Source organism: Waterburya sp., assembly GCF_058530065.1.
In genome coordinates this window covers 1-18025 of the sequence record NZ_JBZNBU010000219.1, presented here as the reverse complement: position 1 = coordinate 18025, position 18025 = coordinate 1, and the positions used below count along the sequence as shown (strand labels likewise).

The 18025-nt window shown below is 37.8% G+C and carries 12 protein-coding genes and 1 pseudogene; 6 read left to right on the top strand and 7 right to left on the bottom strand.

Annotated features, from left to right (window positions below; genetic code table 11):
- A pseudogene (locus tag AC33VI_RS13485) lies at positions 1-551 on the bottom strand (DNA integrity scanning protein DisA nucleotide-binding domain protein); the annotation flags it as partial.
- A 246-nt stretch (positions 552-797) separates the two neighbouring features.
- Here AC33VI_RS13485 and AC33VI_RS13480 point away from each other — a divergent pair.
- Complete coding sequence (locus AC33VI_RS13480) at positions 798-1001, top strand: type II toxin-antitoxin system HicB family antitoxin (RefSeq protein WP_491782786.1); 204 nt, start codon at positions 798-800, stop codon at positions 999-1001.
- Positions 998-1204, top strand: coding sequence for a type II toxin-antitoxin system HicA family toxin (locus AC33VI_RS13475; RefSeq protein ID WP_491782785.1), 207 nt, complete (start codon positions 998-1000; stop codon positions 1202-1204). Before AC33VI_RS13480 ends, AC33VI_RS13475 begins: the two co-directional genes overlap by 4 nt.
- 145 nt (positions 1205-1349) lie before the next feature.
- Here AC33VI_RS13475 and AC33VI_RS13470 read toward each other — a convergent pair whose 3' ends face one another.
- From AC33VI_RS13470 to AC33VI_RS13450, 5 genes are all read right to left on the bottom strand, one after another.
- Positions 1350-1778 carry a DUF29 family protein gene (locus AC33VI_RS13470; protein ID WP_491782784.1) on the bottom strand — a complete coding sequence of 143 codons (429 nt, stop codon included), beginning with the start codon at positions 1776-1778 and terminating at the stop codon, positions 1350-1352.
- 192 nt (positions 1779-1970) lie between these two features.
- Positions 1971-3872, bottom strand: a complete 1902-nt coding sequence (locus AC33VI_RS13465) for a GTPase family protein (protein WP_491782787.1) — start codon at positions 3870-3872, stop codon at positions 1971-1973.
- A gap of 32 nt (positions 3873-3904) precedes the next feature.
- Complete coding sequence (locus tag AC33VI_RS13460) at positions 3905-5422, bottom strand: protein kinase domain-containing protein (protein ID WP_491782783.1); 1518 nt, start codon at positions 5420-5422, stop codon at positions 3905-3907.
- A gap of 112 nt (positions 5423-5534) precedes the next feature.
- Entirely contained in the window at positions 5535-7823 is a 2289-nt protein-coding gene (locus tag AC33VI_RS13455; protein WP_491782782.1) for a cadherin domain-containing protein, read from the bottom strand.
- Between the two features lie 228 nt (positions 7824-8051).
- Positions 8052-8186 carry a hypothetical protein gene (locus tag AC33VI_RS13450; protein ID WP_491782781.1) on the bottom strand — a complete coding sequence of 45 codons (135 nt, stop codon included), beginning with the start codon at positions 8184-8186 and terminating at the stop codon, positions 8052-8054.
- 664 nt (positions 8187-8850) lie between these two features.
- Here AC33VI_RS13450 and AC33VI_RS13445 point away from each other — a divergent pair.
- The 3 genes from AC33VI_RS13445 (at position 8851) to AC33VI_RS13435 (ending at position 14823) form a co-directional block, all read left to right on the top strand.
- Positions 8851-10971, top strand: coding sequence for a response regulator (locus tag AC33VI_RS13445; RefSeq protein ID WP_491782780.1), 2121 nt, complete (start codon positions 8851-8853; stop codon positions 10969-10971).
- Positions 10972-11061: 90 nt separating this feature from the next.
- Complete coding sequence (locus AC33VI_RS13440; protein WP_491782779.1) at positions 11062-12906, top strand: two-component system response regulator; 1845 nt, start codon at positions 11062-11064, stop codon at positions 12904-12906.
- Positions 12907-13122: 216 nt separating this feature from the next.
- Entirely contained in the window at positions 13123-14823 is a 1701-nt protein-coding gene (locus AC33VI_RS13435; RefSeq protein ID WP_491782778.1) for a SulP family inorganic anion transporter, read from the top strand.
- Between the two features lie 93 nt (positions 14824-14916).
- Here the strand turns inward: AC33VI_RS13435 and AC33VI_RS13430 are convergent, their stop codons facing one another.
- Positions 14917-16419, bottom strand: a complete 1503-nt coding sequence (locus AC33VI_RS13430; protein ID WP_491782777.1) for a hypothetical protein — start codon at positions 16417-16419, stop codon at positions 14917-14919.
- A gap of 1077 nt (positions 16420-17496) precedes the next feature.
- Between AC33VI_RS13430 and AC33VI_RS13425 the strand changes: the two genes are divergently transcribed.
- Entirely contained in the window at positions 17497-17679 is a 183-nt protein-coding gene (locus AC33VI_RS13425; RefSeq protein WP_491782776.1) for a hypothetical protein, read from the top strand.
- Positions 17680-18025: the final 346 nt, after the last annotated feature.

Genomic DNA, 18025 nt, shown 5'->3' with positions numbered 1-18025 from the left:
CATTCATAAAAATATTTATTTATAGTTGAGTCTAATAAAGATTTCCGTATAGTAAATATTCCATTTACAGCTTTATCTTTAGAAAGCGAATAGTAATTATTAAATATTTCTTTATTAAGCTGAAGTGCAACAGAGACCCTGTATCCTTCTACCAAAGTTGGAAAAGAGCAAAAATAAATAAGCCCAGAAGTATCATCATAGTTGGAAACTATATTTTGAATTGCATTTTTCAATGCGTTATGCTCTATTGCTTTTAAATGTTTGTCTGCTTCCCTTGGATCGCCATGCAAAATTCCAAGATCTTCATCATTAAAATATAATTCATAAGCATTATCTAAAACATCAGAAAAAATATCTGGGCGATATCCACAATCTTCTGGCTCAACACAAATAGGACAACTATTCTCTTTATCTTCAACTAGAACTCCAACGAGAAAAACTTTTGGTTGTAAATTCTCATCTAGTTTATTAAAAATGCTTTCTGCATATCTCTGAGCTGCACGTTGAAAATGAGGTTGATAACCCCACATAAAATATTTAAGCTCTTTCATAGAAATGTTGATATAAATTTTGAGTAACCAATAGTAGCTCAACTAAAATAAATCAGCTATGTGAAAACTATTATCTCCTTCTGTATTGATTATTCTCTGAGCCTTTACGCTTTTGCGAGAGATTATGACCAAATAGCTTCTTGACTTCAAAAATGCGATCGCCTTATTTCTCTATTCAAAAAGCGATCTTTGTTTAAAATTGACGTATTAATTATTAAAATGTCAGAAAATATGAAAAACTAGCTTATGAAATTAAAAGTCGTTATCCATACAGCAGAAGAAGGAGGATATTGGGCAGAAGTACCAGCGATTCCTGGTTGTGCTACTCAAGGAGATACTTTTGAAGAATTGCTACAAAACATTTATGAAGCAGTAGAAGGATGTTTATCTGTAGATGAATCGGATTTAGAATTAGATAACAATGCTCAAGTCTTTGAAATCGCTGTATGAAGTCCATAAGCGGTAAAAAGTTTGCCAAACTCCTTGAAAGCAAAAACTGGATTTTACTGCGAGTCAACGGTAGTCATCACATCTATGGCAAATCGGGTAATACTCAAAGAATTTCTGTTCCAATACATGGTAATAAAGCTTTGAAAACAGGATTATTAAAACATTTTTTAAAAGTTTCGGGTATTTCGGAAGATGAATTGTAAGTGATAGAAAATGACCGCGATCGCTTTTTTCCTAAACCTCTATTTTCTCTGCTATCTTTCTTTGCGCCTTTGCGCCTCTGCGAGAGATAAAAAAACTTCTTGACTTAGAAAATGCGATTAGGCTTCGCCTAGCCTTCGGATCGCTCTATTCTGAATAATCTAACAAAGAAATAGCTTTGTCTTTAATTTTATCTACGTTAATTAATTTCAGTAATTCTTGTTCATCATAAGCACCACCAAAAGCTTCGATCGCAGCACCTTCAACTGCTAGCTCAAAAGCATCGTTGATAATGTCAATTAGATCTTCTTGCTTGGCATAATAGCCTCTCGACTTTCTTCTTTTATTAGTTCTATTTATCTGTTTAACTGAATTATTGATCGATAGCTTCCAAGATTTAGTAAGTCGCTTCTCCGCATCTTCCTTGATTAAATCTAGAAGCAAAACAATCATGTAGCTAAATATCTTATTGAGCTTGTCTTCTACAGACATTTCTTCTAAATCGTCAACAATTTTTAGTGCAGTCTTCAAGTCATGTTGTTCAATACTTTGACGTAGCTGTATAAGTTCTTCCATCTGGCTAATATTGATTTGTCAACAATTTTTGATATAGCTATATTTTAATGGTACTGCTTTTGTACATTGCGATCCGAAGGCTAGGCGAAGCCTAATCGCGTTTCCCAACTCTAGACATAAAAAGCGAACAGAGATCGCAACTTATCGCTACTTTTAAAAAACCATCCGATCTCTATTGGGAATGAACATACATTATCTACTAGCCAAATAATCTTGATATTTTTCCTTTAGCCGATCTGGAGTTAAATCGTTAACATAATATTCGACCAAAGCATTACCAAACGCCCAGGTATTTTTTTCGCTAGCATCGTTATTGTCTAATAACAAAGACCAAATCGAACGCAGATCGAAACCAGCAATACTAGAATCCTCTTGGAGTAAGCTATAAAGCTCGTAAGCCATCTGAAGCTTGCCAATAACTACAGGGGCTTGTTCGACGGGAATTTGTTCGGCTAAGACAAAGGCTAAAGCATTGTTGCCCGTAGACATGGTAGATAAAAATTGTAAGATGGGACTTTTGAGAAAGGTAGTTAATCCTTGAGTAGTAGCCATCTGACGGCTATAGCGATCGATAATTTGGGCTGCGGCTTGACTGCGGGCTTCTAGGTTTTTGAGAAAACGTGCCAAACGGAGTTGTTTTGCTGGCTCGATCGCTCTAATTAGTTCTGAAGATAAATCTTGAATACCCCATCCAGGACGATCGCTTTGTCGATCTTCGGTTACGATAGGCAGAGTTAGATCGCAGATATCTCCTAGTTGTTCGGCACGGTAACCAGTCGCCTCGCGGATCGATTTTTCTTTGGCTTTATTTCCTTCTCGCCAATCATAAGGAGGATTCCATTCGCGAATTGGGCGCAGGCGATCGACTTGAGTCACAATCGCGATCGCATTTAAGTCGGGCAAGTCTGCTTTTAAGGTTGCTAAAAAGTCTAAGTCCATTTGTAGGGCAGGATCTAAAGCAGGAGTCACTAGTAGCAATAAATCTGCGGTAGTCGCGTAGTCTAAAACTCTCTCTCTATATTCGGCATGATTGACCTGTTCGTAACCAGGGGTATCGAGTATTTCTAATACTTCTTGGGTTGGAGTTTGCCAAATATAATTCTTGATGGTGTCGGTACTGGGCAAGACATCAACTTCGGCTTTATCTGCTTGAAAGAGGGTATTAATCAAACTACTTTTCCCCGCCCCCGTACGACCGACTAAAATAATTTTGACGGGCTTTTGAGCTATTGATTGAGGAGATTGGGCAGATTCTAGAATTTCTTTAACTGTTTTGGTTTGAACTTCAGCAATAGCAGGTTGAGGATCTATTTCGGGGAGAGTAATAGTTTCATCTCCATATAAGGCGATCGCCTGTTGTGCTAGATTTTTTAATGCCGTTTCCCGCATTAATTGACCTAAATTAAGTAATAGTTCTTGATTTGCCTGAGAGTTAAACTTTCTGGTGGCTTGTTTGGCGGCGGCTGCTGCGGGATTTAACAACCATTGCGCCCAATTAAATGCTTTGCCTAGTTTTTGTAGAGATGGTTCTAGCTTGCGGTAGGTTTCATAGGCTTCGTATGCCTGTCCGACAGATACTCGATTGAGTACGGGAGACAATTTTTGCATCATGCGATCGGTATCGTCTACCGTACCCCGAATTAAACCATAAGCTTCGGGAATATAGATATTTAATAGAGGACGTTTGACTTCTGGATTGTAAACATGGGCGATCGCCATAACTAATTCTTGACATCTTTGCCAAAAAGTCTGCCAATCTTGCCAAATGGGTTCGTCTGTCTTGGTTTTGGCGATAACCGAACCTAAAGAAGCCAGGATTTGTTCTTGTTTGTCTCCAGCCCGAAGGATTTCTGGATTATGATTAGTTAATTCTCGCTCGATCTCCTCCATCGCCGATTCAATTTCTGCTAAAGCGGGTTTTGTCCATTGAACTAGTAACCAACGCCACACTGTAAAGACAACGATAAAAACTGCCCAAATCCAATTAATTCCCCAATCATGAATTTGCGAACCTGCTGCTATTAAAAGAAAGATAATGATAATTGCAATAGGAAGAATGAGAATTACTAGCTGCCAAGGTTTGATAGGCATTATTTTAGACCTGTCTTGAAATTCTTAAAATACTTTTATCTTAAAATTTCTAGAGAATCAATCATCTTCTCTACTTGGGGAAAGAACTTATCAAATTTATCTGGTTCGGCAGTATAAATTACCGTGTAAATTTTTTTGTAATTAACCGTCCATACTTCATGTCTTTTGACTTTAGTATTGCGATCCATTCCTTGATAGATAATATATTGAGCATCACTCAGCCCTAAAGTTGTTGGTCTGGGGGGTGAAATGACAAAATTCGATAAACTCTCTATTTGTTGAACTGCTTGATTGGTATATTCTTTGAGGGATAAAGGGCGAGATGAGTCTTCGACAATTACTGCCACCCTCTCTTGAAATTTATCTGATTCGTTTTCTTGAGGAGAAGTAAAAACGACAGTATTATTCAAAAAATTATTTCTATTTTCTCTTTGCCAATCAGCAGGATATTCAATTTTAATTCGTTCTGTTTCATAAGTAATAAATTTTCCCATTCGAGAATTATTAAAAAATAATCCCACAGGAATTGCGATCGCGCTAAAAATCCCCAACCCAACTAAGATTTTCCATTTATTTGAAGGTTTAGGGATGTTTACTGGTGAAGAGTTCTCTTCTATAGAAGGATGAGAATGATTTTGTGCTGTGGCATCTCGGTTGTTGATAGGAGAATTGTTTTCCAGAGGACTATTGATTATAGTATCTCCATCACTAATAATTTGTTCTAAATCCTGTAAAACGGTTTGAGCAGATTGATATCTTTTCTGCCAATTATGTTCTACCATTTTCTCAATCGATTCGAGAAACTTTGGCTCATAATTTTCCTGAAGGGGAAGTAGTTCGCGCCACATCAACTCGGAATTGATATTTCTTTGTAAAGTATCGGGATGTTTTCCCGTCATGGCTTGAATAGCCACCATTCCCAAAGCATAAATATCGCTACAATATTCTGGTCTTCCTTCTAATTGTTCGTAGGGAGTGTAGCCAGGATTTAAAATTCCAGTGGTAGGAGTAAATTGTCCTTCTAGACTAAAATTTACAGGATTTATTTTTTCTTTGATAGCACCAAAATCAATCAAAAATATGCGATTGTCAAAACGATTTCTAATTAGATTAGATGGCTGAATATTGCGATGTATAGATCCAGATTCATGAATAAATTTTAGGACAGCTAAAGTTTGAATCAATAGCTTTTTAGCTTGAGATTGATTGAATTTTGGGGTTGTTGCGAGTTCTTCTGCTAAAGTCTTGCCTTCAATAAATTCTTGAACTAAGAAAAAATTATTTTCCTCCGTAAAAAAGTCATAAATTCGGGGGATTTGAGGATGATTGCCTAATTTTTGCAAGCTATCTGCTTCCTGTTTAAACAATTCTATAGCAGCTTGCAATTGATTTTCGTTTTCATAAGTGGGGGCAAAATGCTTGACTACATAATTGCCTCCCACCGCGCTAAAAGTATCTCTTGCTAAATAGATCGTACCAAAATCACCGCTATCTAACTTTTTTTCTAGATAGAAATGGTTTTTAATTGTCTTTCCTGCCAAGTTTTCAGACATTCGGCTAGCTGTTCGAGATTTTAACCTAGATGCCTGTCATTGTAATATTATTTCTTTGACTTCGGTATTAATAGTTTGCGATTTGTTAGTTGTAATCGCAATAATACCGAATTTAATTGACTGGCAAAGTAGACTCTGGAGCGATCGCAATATTATCTAAACCCCAGTTATCAAAGCTAGAGCCATTGTGTTGTATCTGCAACCATCTAAAGGTAGTACTATCGCTCTGTGCGCCCACAGGAATAGATTCGTTAATAGTCGTCCAATTGATGTAGGCTTCGGTATCGTAAAGGTTAATTTCTTCCCAATCAACACCGCCATTAAGAGAATATTCTAGAATAACATCTTCTCCTTTATCGGCATTCTCACCGCCATTATTACTATTACCAAAAATTAGATCGAAAGTAATTTCCCCCCCATTGCTAACATCAACTTCCGCCGAGGTTAAATAGCGGGAATCATCTCCGTAACTTCCCCCAGTAAAGAAGATGGAATTATTAGCTCCACTAAAATTATTATTAATGTTACTATTTCCCACATCCCTCCAAAGAGAATGCTCGATATCTGGATCGAAATCTTCGGCGATCGCATCAACAATAGTCCCTTCATAGACATCGAGTAAATCTACAGTAATTAAAACCGTATCTGTTAAGCTAGGAGTACCATTGTCCCTAATTTCAACCTCCAAATCGAAACTAGGATTAATTTCATAATCTAGCATAGTGCGATCGCTAACTATAATTTCTCCATCAGAATCGATCGCAAAAGCACCAGTTTTATTGCCCGAAACAATTTCGTAGCTAAGAATTTGTTCTGGGTTAGGATCGCTGGCTGCGATCGCGCCTACTATAGTATTATTGGGGTAATTTTCTTCTAGGGTGAAGACTGCATCCATCCCAGTAGGAGCAAAGTTAGTTTCTTGATTTAATACTTCAATATTATCTAATCCCCAATTGTCATAACTCGAACCATTTTGTTGGACTTGTCGCCAACGCAGATGGGTAGCTTCAGTTTGAGCCTCTAAGGGAATAGACTCGACTAAAGTAGACCAACTAGTATAATCTTCAGTATCGTACAACTCCAGTTGCATCCAATTCGTACCATTATCGATCGAATATTCTAAAGCGACATCTTCTCCTTCATCGGCATTTTCTCCTCCATTCTGACTATCGCCAAAAATTAGATCGAAAGTAATAAATCCTCCCGTTGATAAATCCAATGGATTAGTAGTTGCAAAACGACTATTTCCGCCATAGCTTCCCCCTGAAAAATAAAGAGAATTGCCAATACCGCTAAAGTTATGATTGACAGTACCGTTATTAATTGTTTGCCACTGGAGATTATCAATATTAGGATCGAAATCTTCTAATAATAATGACGTTGCCTCGGGAATATAGTTGGGCTCGAATTTAAAAATATCTTGCGTCGCCCCTTCAGTACTCCAAACAATCGTATCTCCAGAAATTTGAGGATTAAGATCGTCAACATTGTTATTGGTTACTCGGATTGTTTCCGTACCATTGAAAAAGAATATTTCCCAATTATTATCAACGTAACTACTCCAAACTAAATTATCTCCAGAACCATCGGCAGCAGCAGAACTATTAATGCTAGAAGAAGAGCTAGTACTGCTAGGAGTTAGTATATCGTTAAAGTCATTATTAGTTATTTGGGATGTATTGATTCCATTGTAGTGAAATAGTTCCCAATCATTGCCATCCCATTCGCTCCAGAAAAGATTACTAACAAAAAGTCCATGAAGCCAAATGTTATCGTTACTATTGGCAATCTTAGTAATAGAGTCGTTATCGTATAAATAAATTTCGCTGGTAGAATTTTCACCATAGGCTTCCCAAGCTACAAAATCTCCAGAAATTTGAGGATTATAACCATTATCGGTAAGTTCGATCAGGTTAGTACCTTTATTTAAGAAAATGCTATTACCAACTCCACTCCAAACCACATTTTCTCCAGAAATATTAACAGAAGATTCGCGGATATTATTATTAGTTAATTGTTGGGTTATTTGAGTACGATCGTCATATAAATAAACTTCGATTAAACTTCCTGAAGGAGTCCATTCTGGAGCACTCCGCCAAGCAATTTTATTTTCTGATAGCTTTTTCTCATCGACTTCCAAATCTACAGTTAGCTGTGTTGTATCGGTATTATTATAAAAAAATATTTGCCAACCATTATCGTAACCATTCCATAAGACTCCCTCTGCTGAGACTTGAGGACTCACTTTAGAGCTTATCCCTAGATCGGGCAAAACAGTGCTGCTATTGCCATCAAATAAAATGACTTTATCTAGGCTGCCATTTTCTACCCAAACTATTCTATCTCCTGAAATATCTGGTCTTCCTGAAATGCCATTATTAGTTAATTGAGTTATGGTCATCGATCGCCTTTTATGATGAAATAGATTATCTCAAATTTGGCTTTTCTAGCTCACCATTGACCTGGGAAAAAATACGGAAAAACTATAGTCGTTCTAAAACAGAATATATTGAACGACTAATAACTAATAACTAATAACTAGTACAGACGTTTCATGAAACGTCCCTAACTAATAACTAATAACTAATAACTAATAACTAGAGCGCAGCCCTTTATCTATTTGGTCATTTTAATTCACACCAGACGTATGTACGAATTTTATGACAAGATTGGCGATCGCGGATAATATATTCGTATTAGTTACGTTGCCATAATCGATCGCATTACTAAATGCGATCGCTCTATGCAAATTTAACTTACCCAATTTTTTAATGTGTCATTGGCGATCTAAGTTGCTTCTGAACAGACAAAAAAACTCTACATAACTAATTTTTCAGACAACAATCCTAAAAAGATTATAAATAAAATCTCTTTAATTTAAAACATTGTCTTTGCCTATATTTTTAACTTAATTTTTACGAAGTAAAATAACTTTATATTAAAAATATTTCCCTTAAAATTGTTGCTTTAAGTTCATCAGTTCTACTAATTATCAAGAACTAAAGGATAGTAAGAAATTGTCTCAATTTTTTGCAACAAAATCGATTACGTGGCATATCATATATAGTGCGTCCCTATATTGTCTTAGGAAAAACCAATTGGATAAATCGAGTTGATGAAATATTTTAAACTTTTTTTTGTCACTTTTTAGGAGAAAATACTATAATTAATCAACATAAATAGTAAGACTTTTAGAGATGAGCGTCGATGAAGTGTGCTTAATATCTATCTTGTCTATATTTTCATAGATATAAAAAAAATATAAAACTTTAATATCAGTATTTAATAACAGTCGAACACCTGTATTAAAAGTTTAGTTGAGACAACCTATTCGCGAAGTATCTATGAAATTTAAAAATCGAATTAAACAACTCAAAGAATCTATTCTTGCTTTTGGAAATAAACAAAAAAAATTTTATTTAATATTTATGATAGTCAATATCCTATTAACTTTAGGTTGTATTGAATATTTGTCAACTCAGCGAGATCGACAAAATCTGGTTAATTTTAACGAAAACTATGCTAGAAATACTAACCTTAGATTATCATCAGAACTTGACAATCTAGAATTTAAACAAGAAAAACTTTATCAAAAGTTTATTATTGACTATCTCTCTAAGATCGATCCAGAGTTGATGACTTCGATCGCAGTTTTTGATCGTAATGGGAGGATTATTGCTAGTAATTTTGAGCGTAATTCAGAAGTTGAAGCAACTCTCAAGCAAAAGACAATTTTGAATTATGTACGGCAAAATCTTGCTAGTTTTAACCAGTCAGAGCGATTGAGTTTTGTCATCGATCGCCAACCGATGATTGCAGTAATAAATCCCTGGGAAAATCGGGAGTTAGGAATATATTGGTTAGCGATCGCTATTGTACCAACCTCAGAATTGCCAATCGATACAATTGAGGGCAATCATAACTGGTTTGAGCGATACTACACTTATTTATTGCCAGTTATATTGTGGCAATCACTGACTTATCTAGAAATAGCTTTGTTCGGTAAAAAATTGACTCCCTCCGAGGGTGATTCTGCAAATTCAAACAATGAAATTGTGGTGCAAACAGAACCGAGTTTATCTTTAGATAAGCCAGAAGATTTAGCCCCAGAAAACTCAGAGCAAACAAATAATCGCTATGCCTATGGGCTTTTAGCAGAGATGAGTCATGAATTGAGATCTCCCCTCAATGCCATTTTGGGATTTACCCAAATCATGGAACAAGAACTACCAACTAACTCGTCTGCTAAAGAGAATATTGCCATCATCAATCGCAATGGCGATCGCTTGCTCTCGATTATTAACGATGTAGTTGACTTAGCCAAGATGGAAACCAATCGACTAACTCTAGAGCGGAACAATATTGACTTTTATAGTTGGCTACATAATCTAAAACAGAGTTTTCAATTTTACCCCCATAATGAAGCTGAGCAATTTTCTCTAACTAAAGAAGAGAACTTACCACAATATATCTGTATTGATGAGCGTCGGCTCAGACAGATTATTGGCAATCTAATTGACTATTGCCTCCAATCTACTTCATTAGCAGACATAAATCTTAAAGTGACTGCTGACAGTTCTAAAAATAAGCAAAATACTGCCAAGGAAAGTTCTGCTGTCAGCAATTTAATTTACTTTGAAATCAAAAATAACAATTTTGCTAGCGATTCCAGAGAGATTAAGACTTTATTCGAGCCGATGGTGAGAGTCCAACAAGAATCAAAATCTAACAAAGGTAGCTCTCTGAATTTGCCTTTAAGTCGCAAACTAGCTCGGCTAATGGGGGGAGATATTACCGTGATTGACAATATTCCGACCACTGCTAGCATTACTTTCAAGCTGTCAATTAGAGCCGAAAACATCCTTCCCCAACAAATATCAATTCCATCCACTGTCAAAAGAATCATTGGTTTGGAATCAGACCAAATTGAATATCGGATTTTAGTCGTAGACGACTCTAAAACCAATCGTAAAATCATGTCACAGCTTTTAGAATCGGTAGGTTTTCAGGTTCAAGAAGCTGTCAATGGCAAAGAAGCGATCGAGATTTGGTTGCGCTGGCAACCCCACATGATTTGGATGGATTTAAAAATGCCCGTGATGAATGGTTGCGAAGCAACAGAGCGCATAAAACTTAATGCCCACGGTAGTCACATTCCCATTGTGGCATTAAGTGCCAGCAGCCTCGAAGAAGAAAAATCACTTTTGGAAGCTGCGGGATGTGATGATTTTGTAGCCAAACCATTTTCCGAAAAGATTATCTTCGACAAAATCGCCCAGCATTTGGGCATACGCTATGCCTATGAAGCAAATACCCCTTTAGACTTACCCAATTTTAAATTAACAGCAGATTCTTTGAAGGTAATGCCCGATGACTGGTGGGAACAAGTAGAAACAGCTGCTTTCAATCTGGATCGAGATTTATTAATTCAACTATTACAAAGCATTCCCATGGAACATACAGATTTAAAAAATGCTCTCCAAAGACAAATCAACGACTTTGATTTTGATCGCATTCTTAACCTCGCCCAAAATAGTCAGAACAATTGACGAGTCGTAAGCCTGGGGTTTCCCCAGGCTGCTGACCGACGAGTCGTAAGCCTGGTTTTAAATAGTCCACCCTCACACCCATTAGGAACAATGACCATCTCTAATGCCGCCAAGCCAATTTGTATTTTAGTAGTTGACGATGTTGCCGATAATTTACAAATTCTGTCGGAGACTCTGAGCAAACAAGGATATCAAGTACGCTGTGCTAAAAACGGCTCGACAGCTATCCGTGGTGCGAACACAATTTTGCCCGATTTAATTTTGCTGGATATCAAAATGCCCGATCTCAATGGCTATCAGGTATGTCAGAGATTGAAAGCCAACGAAAATACTCGCGACATTCCAGTTATTTTTCTCAGTGCTTTAGATGATGTTATTGATAAGGTAAAAGCTTTTGAAGCAGGGGGAGTAGACTACATTAGTAAACCAATTCAAGTGAAGGAAGTTTTAGTTAGGGTCAAAAATCAAGTTTCTCTGCAATTAGCCAAAGCTAAGATCGTTGAATTGAATCAAGATTTGGAAAAAAGAGTCTGTCAGCGAACTCGCGAACTCAAAACTGTGGTACAGAAACTACGTCAGGAAGTTAACGAACGCCAGCGCGTTCAACACCAATTACTTCATGATGCCTTGCACGATGGTTTAACTGGTCTGCCAAATCGTACTTTGTTGACCCAAAGAATTGAATCTGCCATTACTCGTGCCAAAAACAACCCCATTCATAAGTATGGCTTGTTATATATCGATCTAGATCGCTTTAAATCGATCAACGATAGTTTGGGACATTTAATGGGCGATCGCTTGCTAGTAGCAGTATCTGGTTTACTTCAAAAATGCGTCCGCACCAAAGACACTGTGGCTCGACTCGGGGGAGATGAGTTCGTAATCTTACTCGACGGAATCAGGAATCTGCAAGAAGCAACTACTATTGGCGATCGCATCCAACAAGAATTGCGATCGCCCTTTGTGTTAGACGGTCAAAATATTTTTACTGGTGCCAGCATTGGTATTGTATTTAGCTCGGTAGAATATAACAATGCTTCAGATTTAATGCGAGATGCTGATATTGCTATGTATCGTGCCAAAGACAATGGCAAAGCACGTTACGCTATCTTTGATCGGACAATGTACGATGAAACTGTCAAATTGGTTGAATTAGAAAATAGCTTGCGGATCGCTCTCCAACGAGGGGAATTTGTCATGCACTATCAACCCATTATGTCTGTAGATAGCAATATTTTGGTTGGTTTTGAAGCTTTAATTCGTTGGAAACATCCTCAAAAAGGTTTTATTTCTCCGATCGAATTTATTCCCATCGCCGAAGATACAGGATTAATCTTGGATATTGGAGAATGGTTGCTGAGAGAAGCCTGCCAACAACTACAAAAATGGCGCAGCAGGTTTGCTTTAATTCCTCAGATGAAACATTTGAAGATGAGTATTAATATAGCCAGTCAGCAATTACAAGAACCTAAATTTATCGACAAACTAGACCAAATTCTGGCAGAAACAGGCTTAGACGGCAAATTTTTAAGGTTGGAGATTACCGAAAGTGCCTTAATCGAACCAGAGGGTAACGTACAAAATACCTTAAAAGAGATTAGGAAAAGAAATATTAAGCTAAGTATTGATGATTTTGGCACTGGTTATTCTTCGTTGAGCTATTTACGCCGTTTTCCCATTGATAATTTGAAAATAGACCGTTCTTTTATCGAGCAAATGAATTTTGACTCAGAAAATTTTGAGATTGTGCGGCTGATTATTACTCTGGCAAAAACCTTGGGTATGGACACTATTTCTGAAGGGGTAGAAACATCTCAACAACTACATCAACTAAAAGACTTAGGTTGTGAGTTTGCTCAGGGATATTTGTTTGCTAAACCTTTAACTCCGATAATGGTAGAGTCTTTACTTGCGAAATCTTCTCGGATTTCTTAAAGTAGATAGGGTTGGATTTACCCTACACAAGTTTAACGTCAGCGTCTAACAACAAAAATCCGTAATATCAGTTGGAAGGATATAGGTCAACTAGCAGCCATAATTGCTCTGGGAGGGATTTTAAATTACTTTTTGTTACGGGCGAGCGATCGCAGTAATTCGATGCAGAATACCCCTTAAGCTTGAATTAATTGTATTCGTCGCTACAAAATTTTTATGACAAACAAGAGCGATCGCCAAAGTTGGTTTATTCAACTACCAGGATTAAAGAAATTAGTTAACTATCAAAGTAGTTGGCTGCGGGGAGATCTGTTGGCGGGTTTGACGGTAGCAGCCTATTTAATACCCCAGTGTTTGGCTTATGGTGAGTTGGCAGGAGTTCAACCTAAAGCGGGCTTATGGGCGATTTTACCGCCGATGGTTATCTATGCTGTATTTGGTTCTTCCCCTCAACTTTCCATTGGTCCCGAATCCAGTACCGCAGTGATGACGGCAGTAGCGATCGCACCTTTAGCAGCAGCGAGAAGTGATGAATACATTGGCTTGGCTGCTTTATTGGCAACGATTATGGGTTTGGTCTGTATGGCTGGCTATCTGGCTAAATTGGGTTTTCTGGCGGATTTGCTGTCTAAACCTGTATTAACTGGTTATATGGCGGGAATTGCCTTAATTATGATTGGGGGACAACTGGGCAAGATTGGTAAGTTAAACATTGAGGCAGATGCCTTTTTTGGTCAAATTAGTGAATTTGTGAATAAGTTGTCTTTAGCTCATACCCCTACGTTAATTTTAAGTATGGCGGTATTAATCTTTTTGTTTGTTCTCCAGCGACGTTTTGCTACCGCCCCCGTACCTTTGATTGCTGTCTTATTGTCTACCGCAGCCGTAGCCTTATTTAATCTAGATATTCGCGGAGTTGCCATAATTGGCGAGATTCCTGCAGGTTTGCCGTCTTTTGCTTTGCCTCAATTATCTGTCAGCAATTTGACCTCTTTAGTAGCTACTGCGGTGGGTATTTCTTTAGTGGGTTACTCCGATAATGTTCTGACTGCTAGGGCTTTTGCTACTCGCAATAATTATAAAATCGATGCTAATCAAGAATTATTAGCTTTGGGAGTTGCCAATTTCGCTAATGGTTTGATGCAAGGTTTTCCCGTCAGCAGTAGCGGCAGTAGAACTGTGATTGGTGATTCTTTGGGTAGCAAAAGCCAGCTATATTCTCTGGTAGCAATGGTGGCGGTAATTATCGTACTGCTGTTTTTTCGTCCCCTGTTAGCTTTATTCCCCAAGGCTGCACTAGGGGCAATTGTGATTTATGCAGCCACTAAACTGATTGAAGTCTCTGAGTTTATCAGATTATATAAATTCCGTCGTAGTGAATTTTTTATTGCCATTACTACTACCATTGCCGTATTAGCTACCGATATCTTAGTTGGTGTAGGAATCGCCGTTAGCCTGTCAGTTATCGAGCTATTTTATCGCGTTGCTCGCCCCCACGATGCCATATTGGGCAAAGTCCCCGAATTAGCTGGATTTCACGATATTGATGATTGGGAAGGAGCGACTACCGTCCCTGGTTTGGTAATCTATCGCTACGATGCACCCCTCTGTTTTGCCAATGCGGAAAACTTCAAAGAACGAGTATTGGAAGCGATCGCAGCCGAAGTAAATCCTGTTGAATGGTTGATCTTGAATATGGAAGCCAACGTGGAGATAGATATTACTGCCATTGATATGCTGGCAGAATTACGAGAAGAACTAGCTACTAAAAATATTACCTTTGCCCTGGCGCGAGTCAAGCAGGATTTGTATCTCGACCTCAAAAAAGCCAAGTTTTTAGACCCCACTGCCGAACACATCTACCCTACTTTGAAAACCGCGATCGCAGCTTTTGAACAAAGACCAAAAAACCAGTAGTAACGAAGAGTGACTAAATTTATGGGTTGACCGAGAAATATCGTTCGATCGCTAACTTTGTACGGGCGAAATGCCTTCCGCCCATACTGTCTATCAAACATCTACAAATACATTACTTCCTGCTGCCATCAAATCATCTGCATTAACTCCATTAAGAATAGCCAAGGTTTCGTCGGCAAAGGAGATAGTAGTATTGTTATCCAACTGAGCGATCGATACTGTTTCGGAAGTGATACCAGTGTAGAAAACCAAAGAATCTGCTTCCAATTCAAAATCAGTAATAATGTCTGTGCCTTCGCTCATTGCTAAGACAAAGCGATCGCTTCCTCCTTCGCCAGTGAGAATGTCGTATCCCAAACCGCCTCGCAAGAGATCGTCTCCTTCTCCGCCTACCAGTTGGTCGTTGTCAGTACCGCCAAACAAGCGATCGCTGCCGCCGTGACCGAGAATCAAATCGTGTCCAGGTCCTCCGTAAAGCATATCGTCGCCACCTTCGGAGGTATAGTCATTATCTCCTCTAATCCAATCATGACCTCCACCTCCCCAGACAGAATCATCTCCCAATCCAGCTTCGATCCAATCATCGCCGTTAAAGCCATTAATGCGATCGTTTTCATCTGTACCGTATAGTCCTTCCCCGAAGTCTGTTCCAGCAATCAAAGAGTTATCTTCATTGGAATGGTGTTCTCCGTGTCCGCCATGTACCCCTAATTCTTCTACTCCATACAACCCCGCATTGGGATTAGTGATGGCAAAATTACCGTTGGGATTAAATGAATGAAACCAACCATGCAACATCCAAAATCCTGGGCTGTAAAACTGGTCTGATTCTGGGAATAGCGCGGAATCAACATTTTCTATTCGAGAGGCAACTGCCTCAATCGGAACATCTTCTTCAAAATAAACCGCTTCAGAATTGAGATTTCCCAAACCTATTAGCCAAGCACTACGATGAGTATGCCAGTCATCTGCCGTTAAGGTATCAAAGGAAGTAGGTGGAAAATCATCTTCTGGATCGTTCATGATGCCCCCTAAAGGATTTTCGGGGGTAGTCTCTAGGGTTTGAGGCAAGCGAATATAGAAAACTGCGATTAAATTACCTTCGTTGTCGTAATTTAGACCGACAGGACTGGTGATATCTAATTCGGTTTGGTTCCCGATCTCGTTGGCTAAAGGAAAGTTATAATAGTGAATTCCATGTCCGTTAGCTTCCTGAGTTGAAGGTATGAAACCATCGGTGATCGCCTGTTCTAATCCTCCCGAACCATAGTATTTCATGGTGGCTTGAGTTGCTTGAGCAATCTGCTGGTCGAGTAAAGGAACATCTTCGCCCCAAGCATGAATTACCTCTTCTATATCTTCGTGGTCGATTTCGCCATTAACATTTAAGTCGTAAAGGGGATGATATAAATCCTCTCCCTCCACTGCTTCGTAGCGGGTAATAATATCCCTAAGATCTGCTCTGTCTACACTACCATCGCCGTTAAAATCGGGGACAGTTAAGATAGATGTTACAGAATCATCGTGGGAATCATCGTGCATCTCTTCATGGTTTGTAGAAGAGGAATGAGACTCTTGTTCGTGCAGTGTACTCATGTCAATCCTCCTGACTATTCGATATTGTGCAATCTTAATGGCGAAAACAACCCCAATTGCATTTATCTAAACCAGGTCGGCATTCACCATTATTGAATCTCGCGATCTCTATCTCGATTGGATAGTTTGCAAGTAACTTTATAGTGCTTTCGAGTTTTGTAATTCTCAGACATATTTAACAGCTAAAAATACGATCGCGGATATTTCTAGCCGATCTCTATAAATATCAAAGATTAGTTTTTTAATTCTTTTTATTAACAAACTAATAAACTATTTGCTTTAAATTATCAAAGCAATATTTTGAACCAAACTCTCTATCTGTCTGGTTGTTTATCTATATTTTATGATGTTCTTCGATTATTTTTTAGTTCTCAGGCATAGATATTTTAATCTATCTTTTATTCTAATTCTTAAAAATAATATTGAGCTAAAAGTTTAAATAAATTAATTAATTTCAATAAGTATAAGTGACTATCTCCAAAAAGCTAAAAGCTAATAGCTACCTCCGCCAATCAATCAGTGCGTAACATCAGATTGGTAATTATTTTAATTGTTCCGAATCTATCTCTAACTATTCGATCGGGCGATCGCGTACTGAATTCTGACTCCTGACTTTCAACAAAACCTCACAGGTTCTTCAACTTATTCAAGATGAAGAAGACTTAGAATTAGGTTCGATTTACTGCGCTTTTCACATGGGTAGACCACATAATTAAACTTTAAAAACTAAGAACTAAGAACTAAAAACTAAAAACTACGAACTAGTAAATTTTCCCAGAGAGCTATTCAACTGAAAACGGCTGTATATTGAATGGTAAGGTTTTAAGGGGTTCTTATCTATTGGAAACTGACAATCCTCATTCTCAACCTCATAAAGCGATAACTTTAGTTACTGCTTTTGCCATTAACCAGACTTTCTTTTGTTCTCATAAGCCATTTAGCAAAAATACCAATGATAATAGCTTAATAATTTCTTGCCTCATACACTGCATCAACCTCTTTGAATCAGATATATAAACTATTGAAAGTCAACTAAAGACTTGATCAATCTAAATATTTCTCCAAGAGGTGAGCGTGATGTTAATTAAATATCTAAAACATGGTTTCAATACAGTTGATCGCCAATTTAGTCGTTTTGAATATTTGCAAAAACACAAAGTAACTAGATACTTTCTAGAAACAATTATTTTAGTAACTATAGTTCCTTCTCCTGAAACCTTCGCTCTTTGGGGAACAGTTGCTACCGTAATCGCACTTTAAGTTTGGCGATGTAATATATTTTGTATTTTAAATCCAGATTTTTAGGTTAAACAAGTCTTAAATAGGTTTAATACTTTTCTCTATAGTCTCAGAGCTAAAACCAATTCTCAAAAGTGTCTGGAGACATCAAGACATTTATCTCTTTTAACCAAAAAACCACAACCTTTGTTTTCCCTACACCCTATCCCCTACAACGTGAGTTCGATGACAACAAAATTAGTTGGTGAGGTTAAGGCAGGAGGCAGGAGGCAGAGGGCAGAAGGGTATATTTCTCGTAACTAAGATTGAGATAATTCTCCTTTATTTTCTTAAATAGCCTCAAAAATATTTTCCGTCGAACTGACGT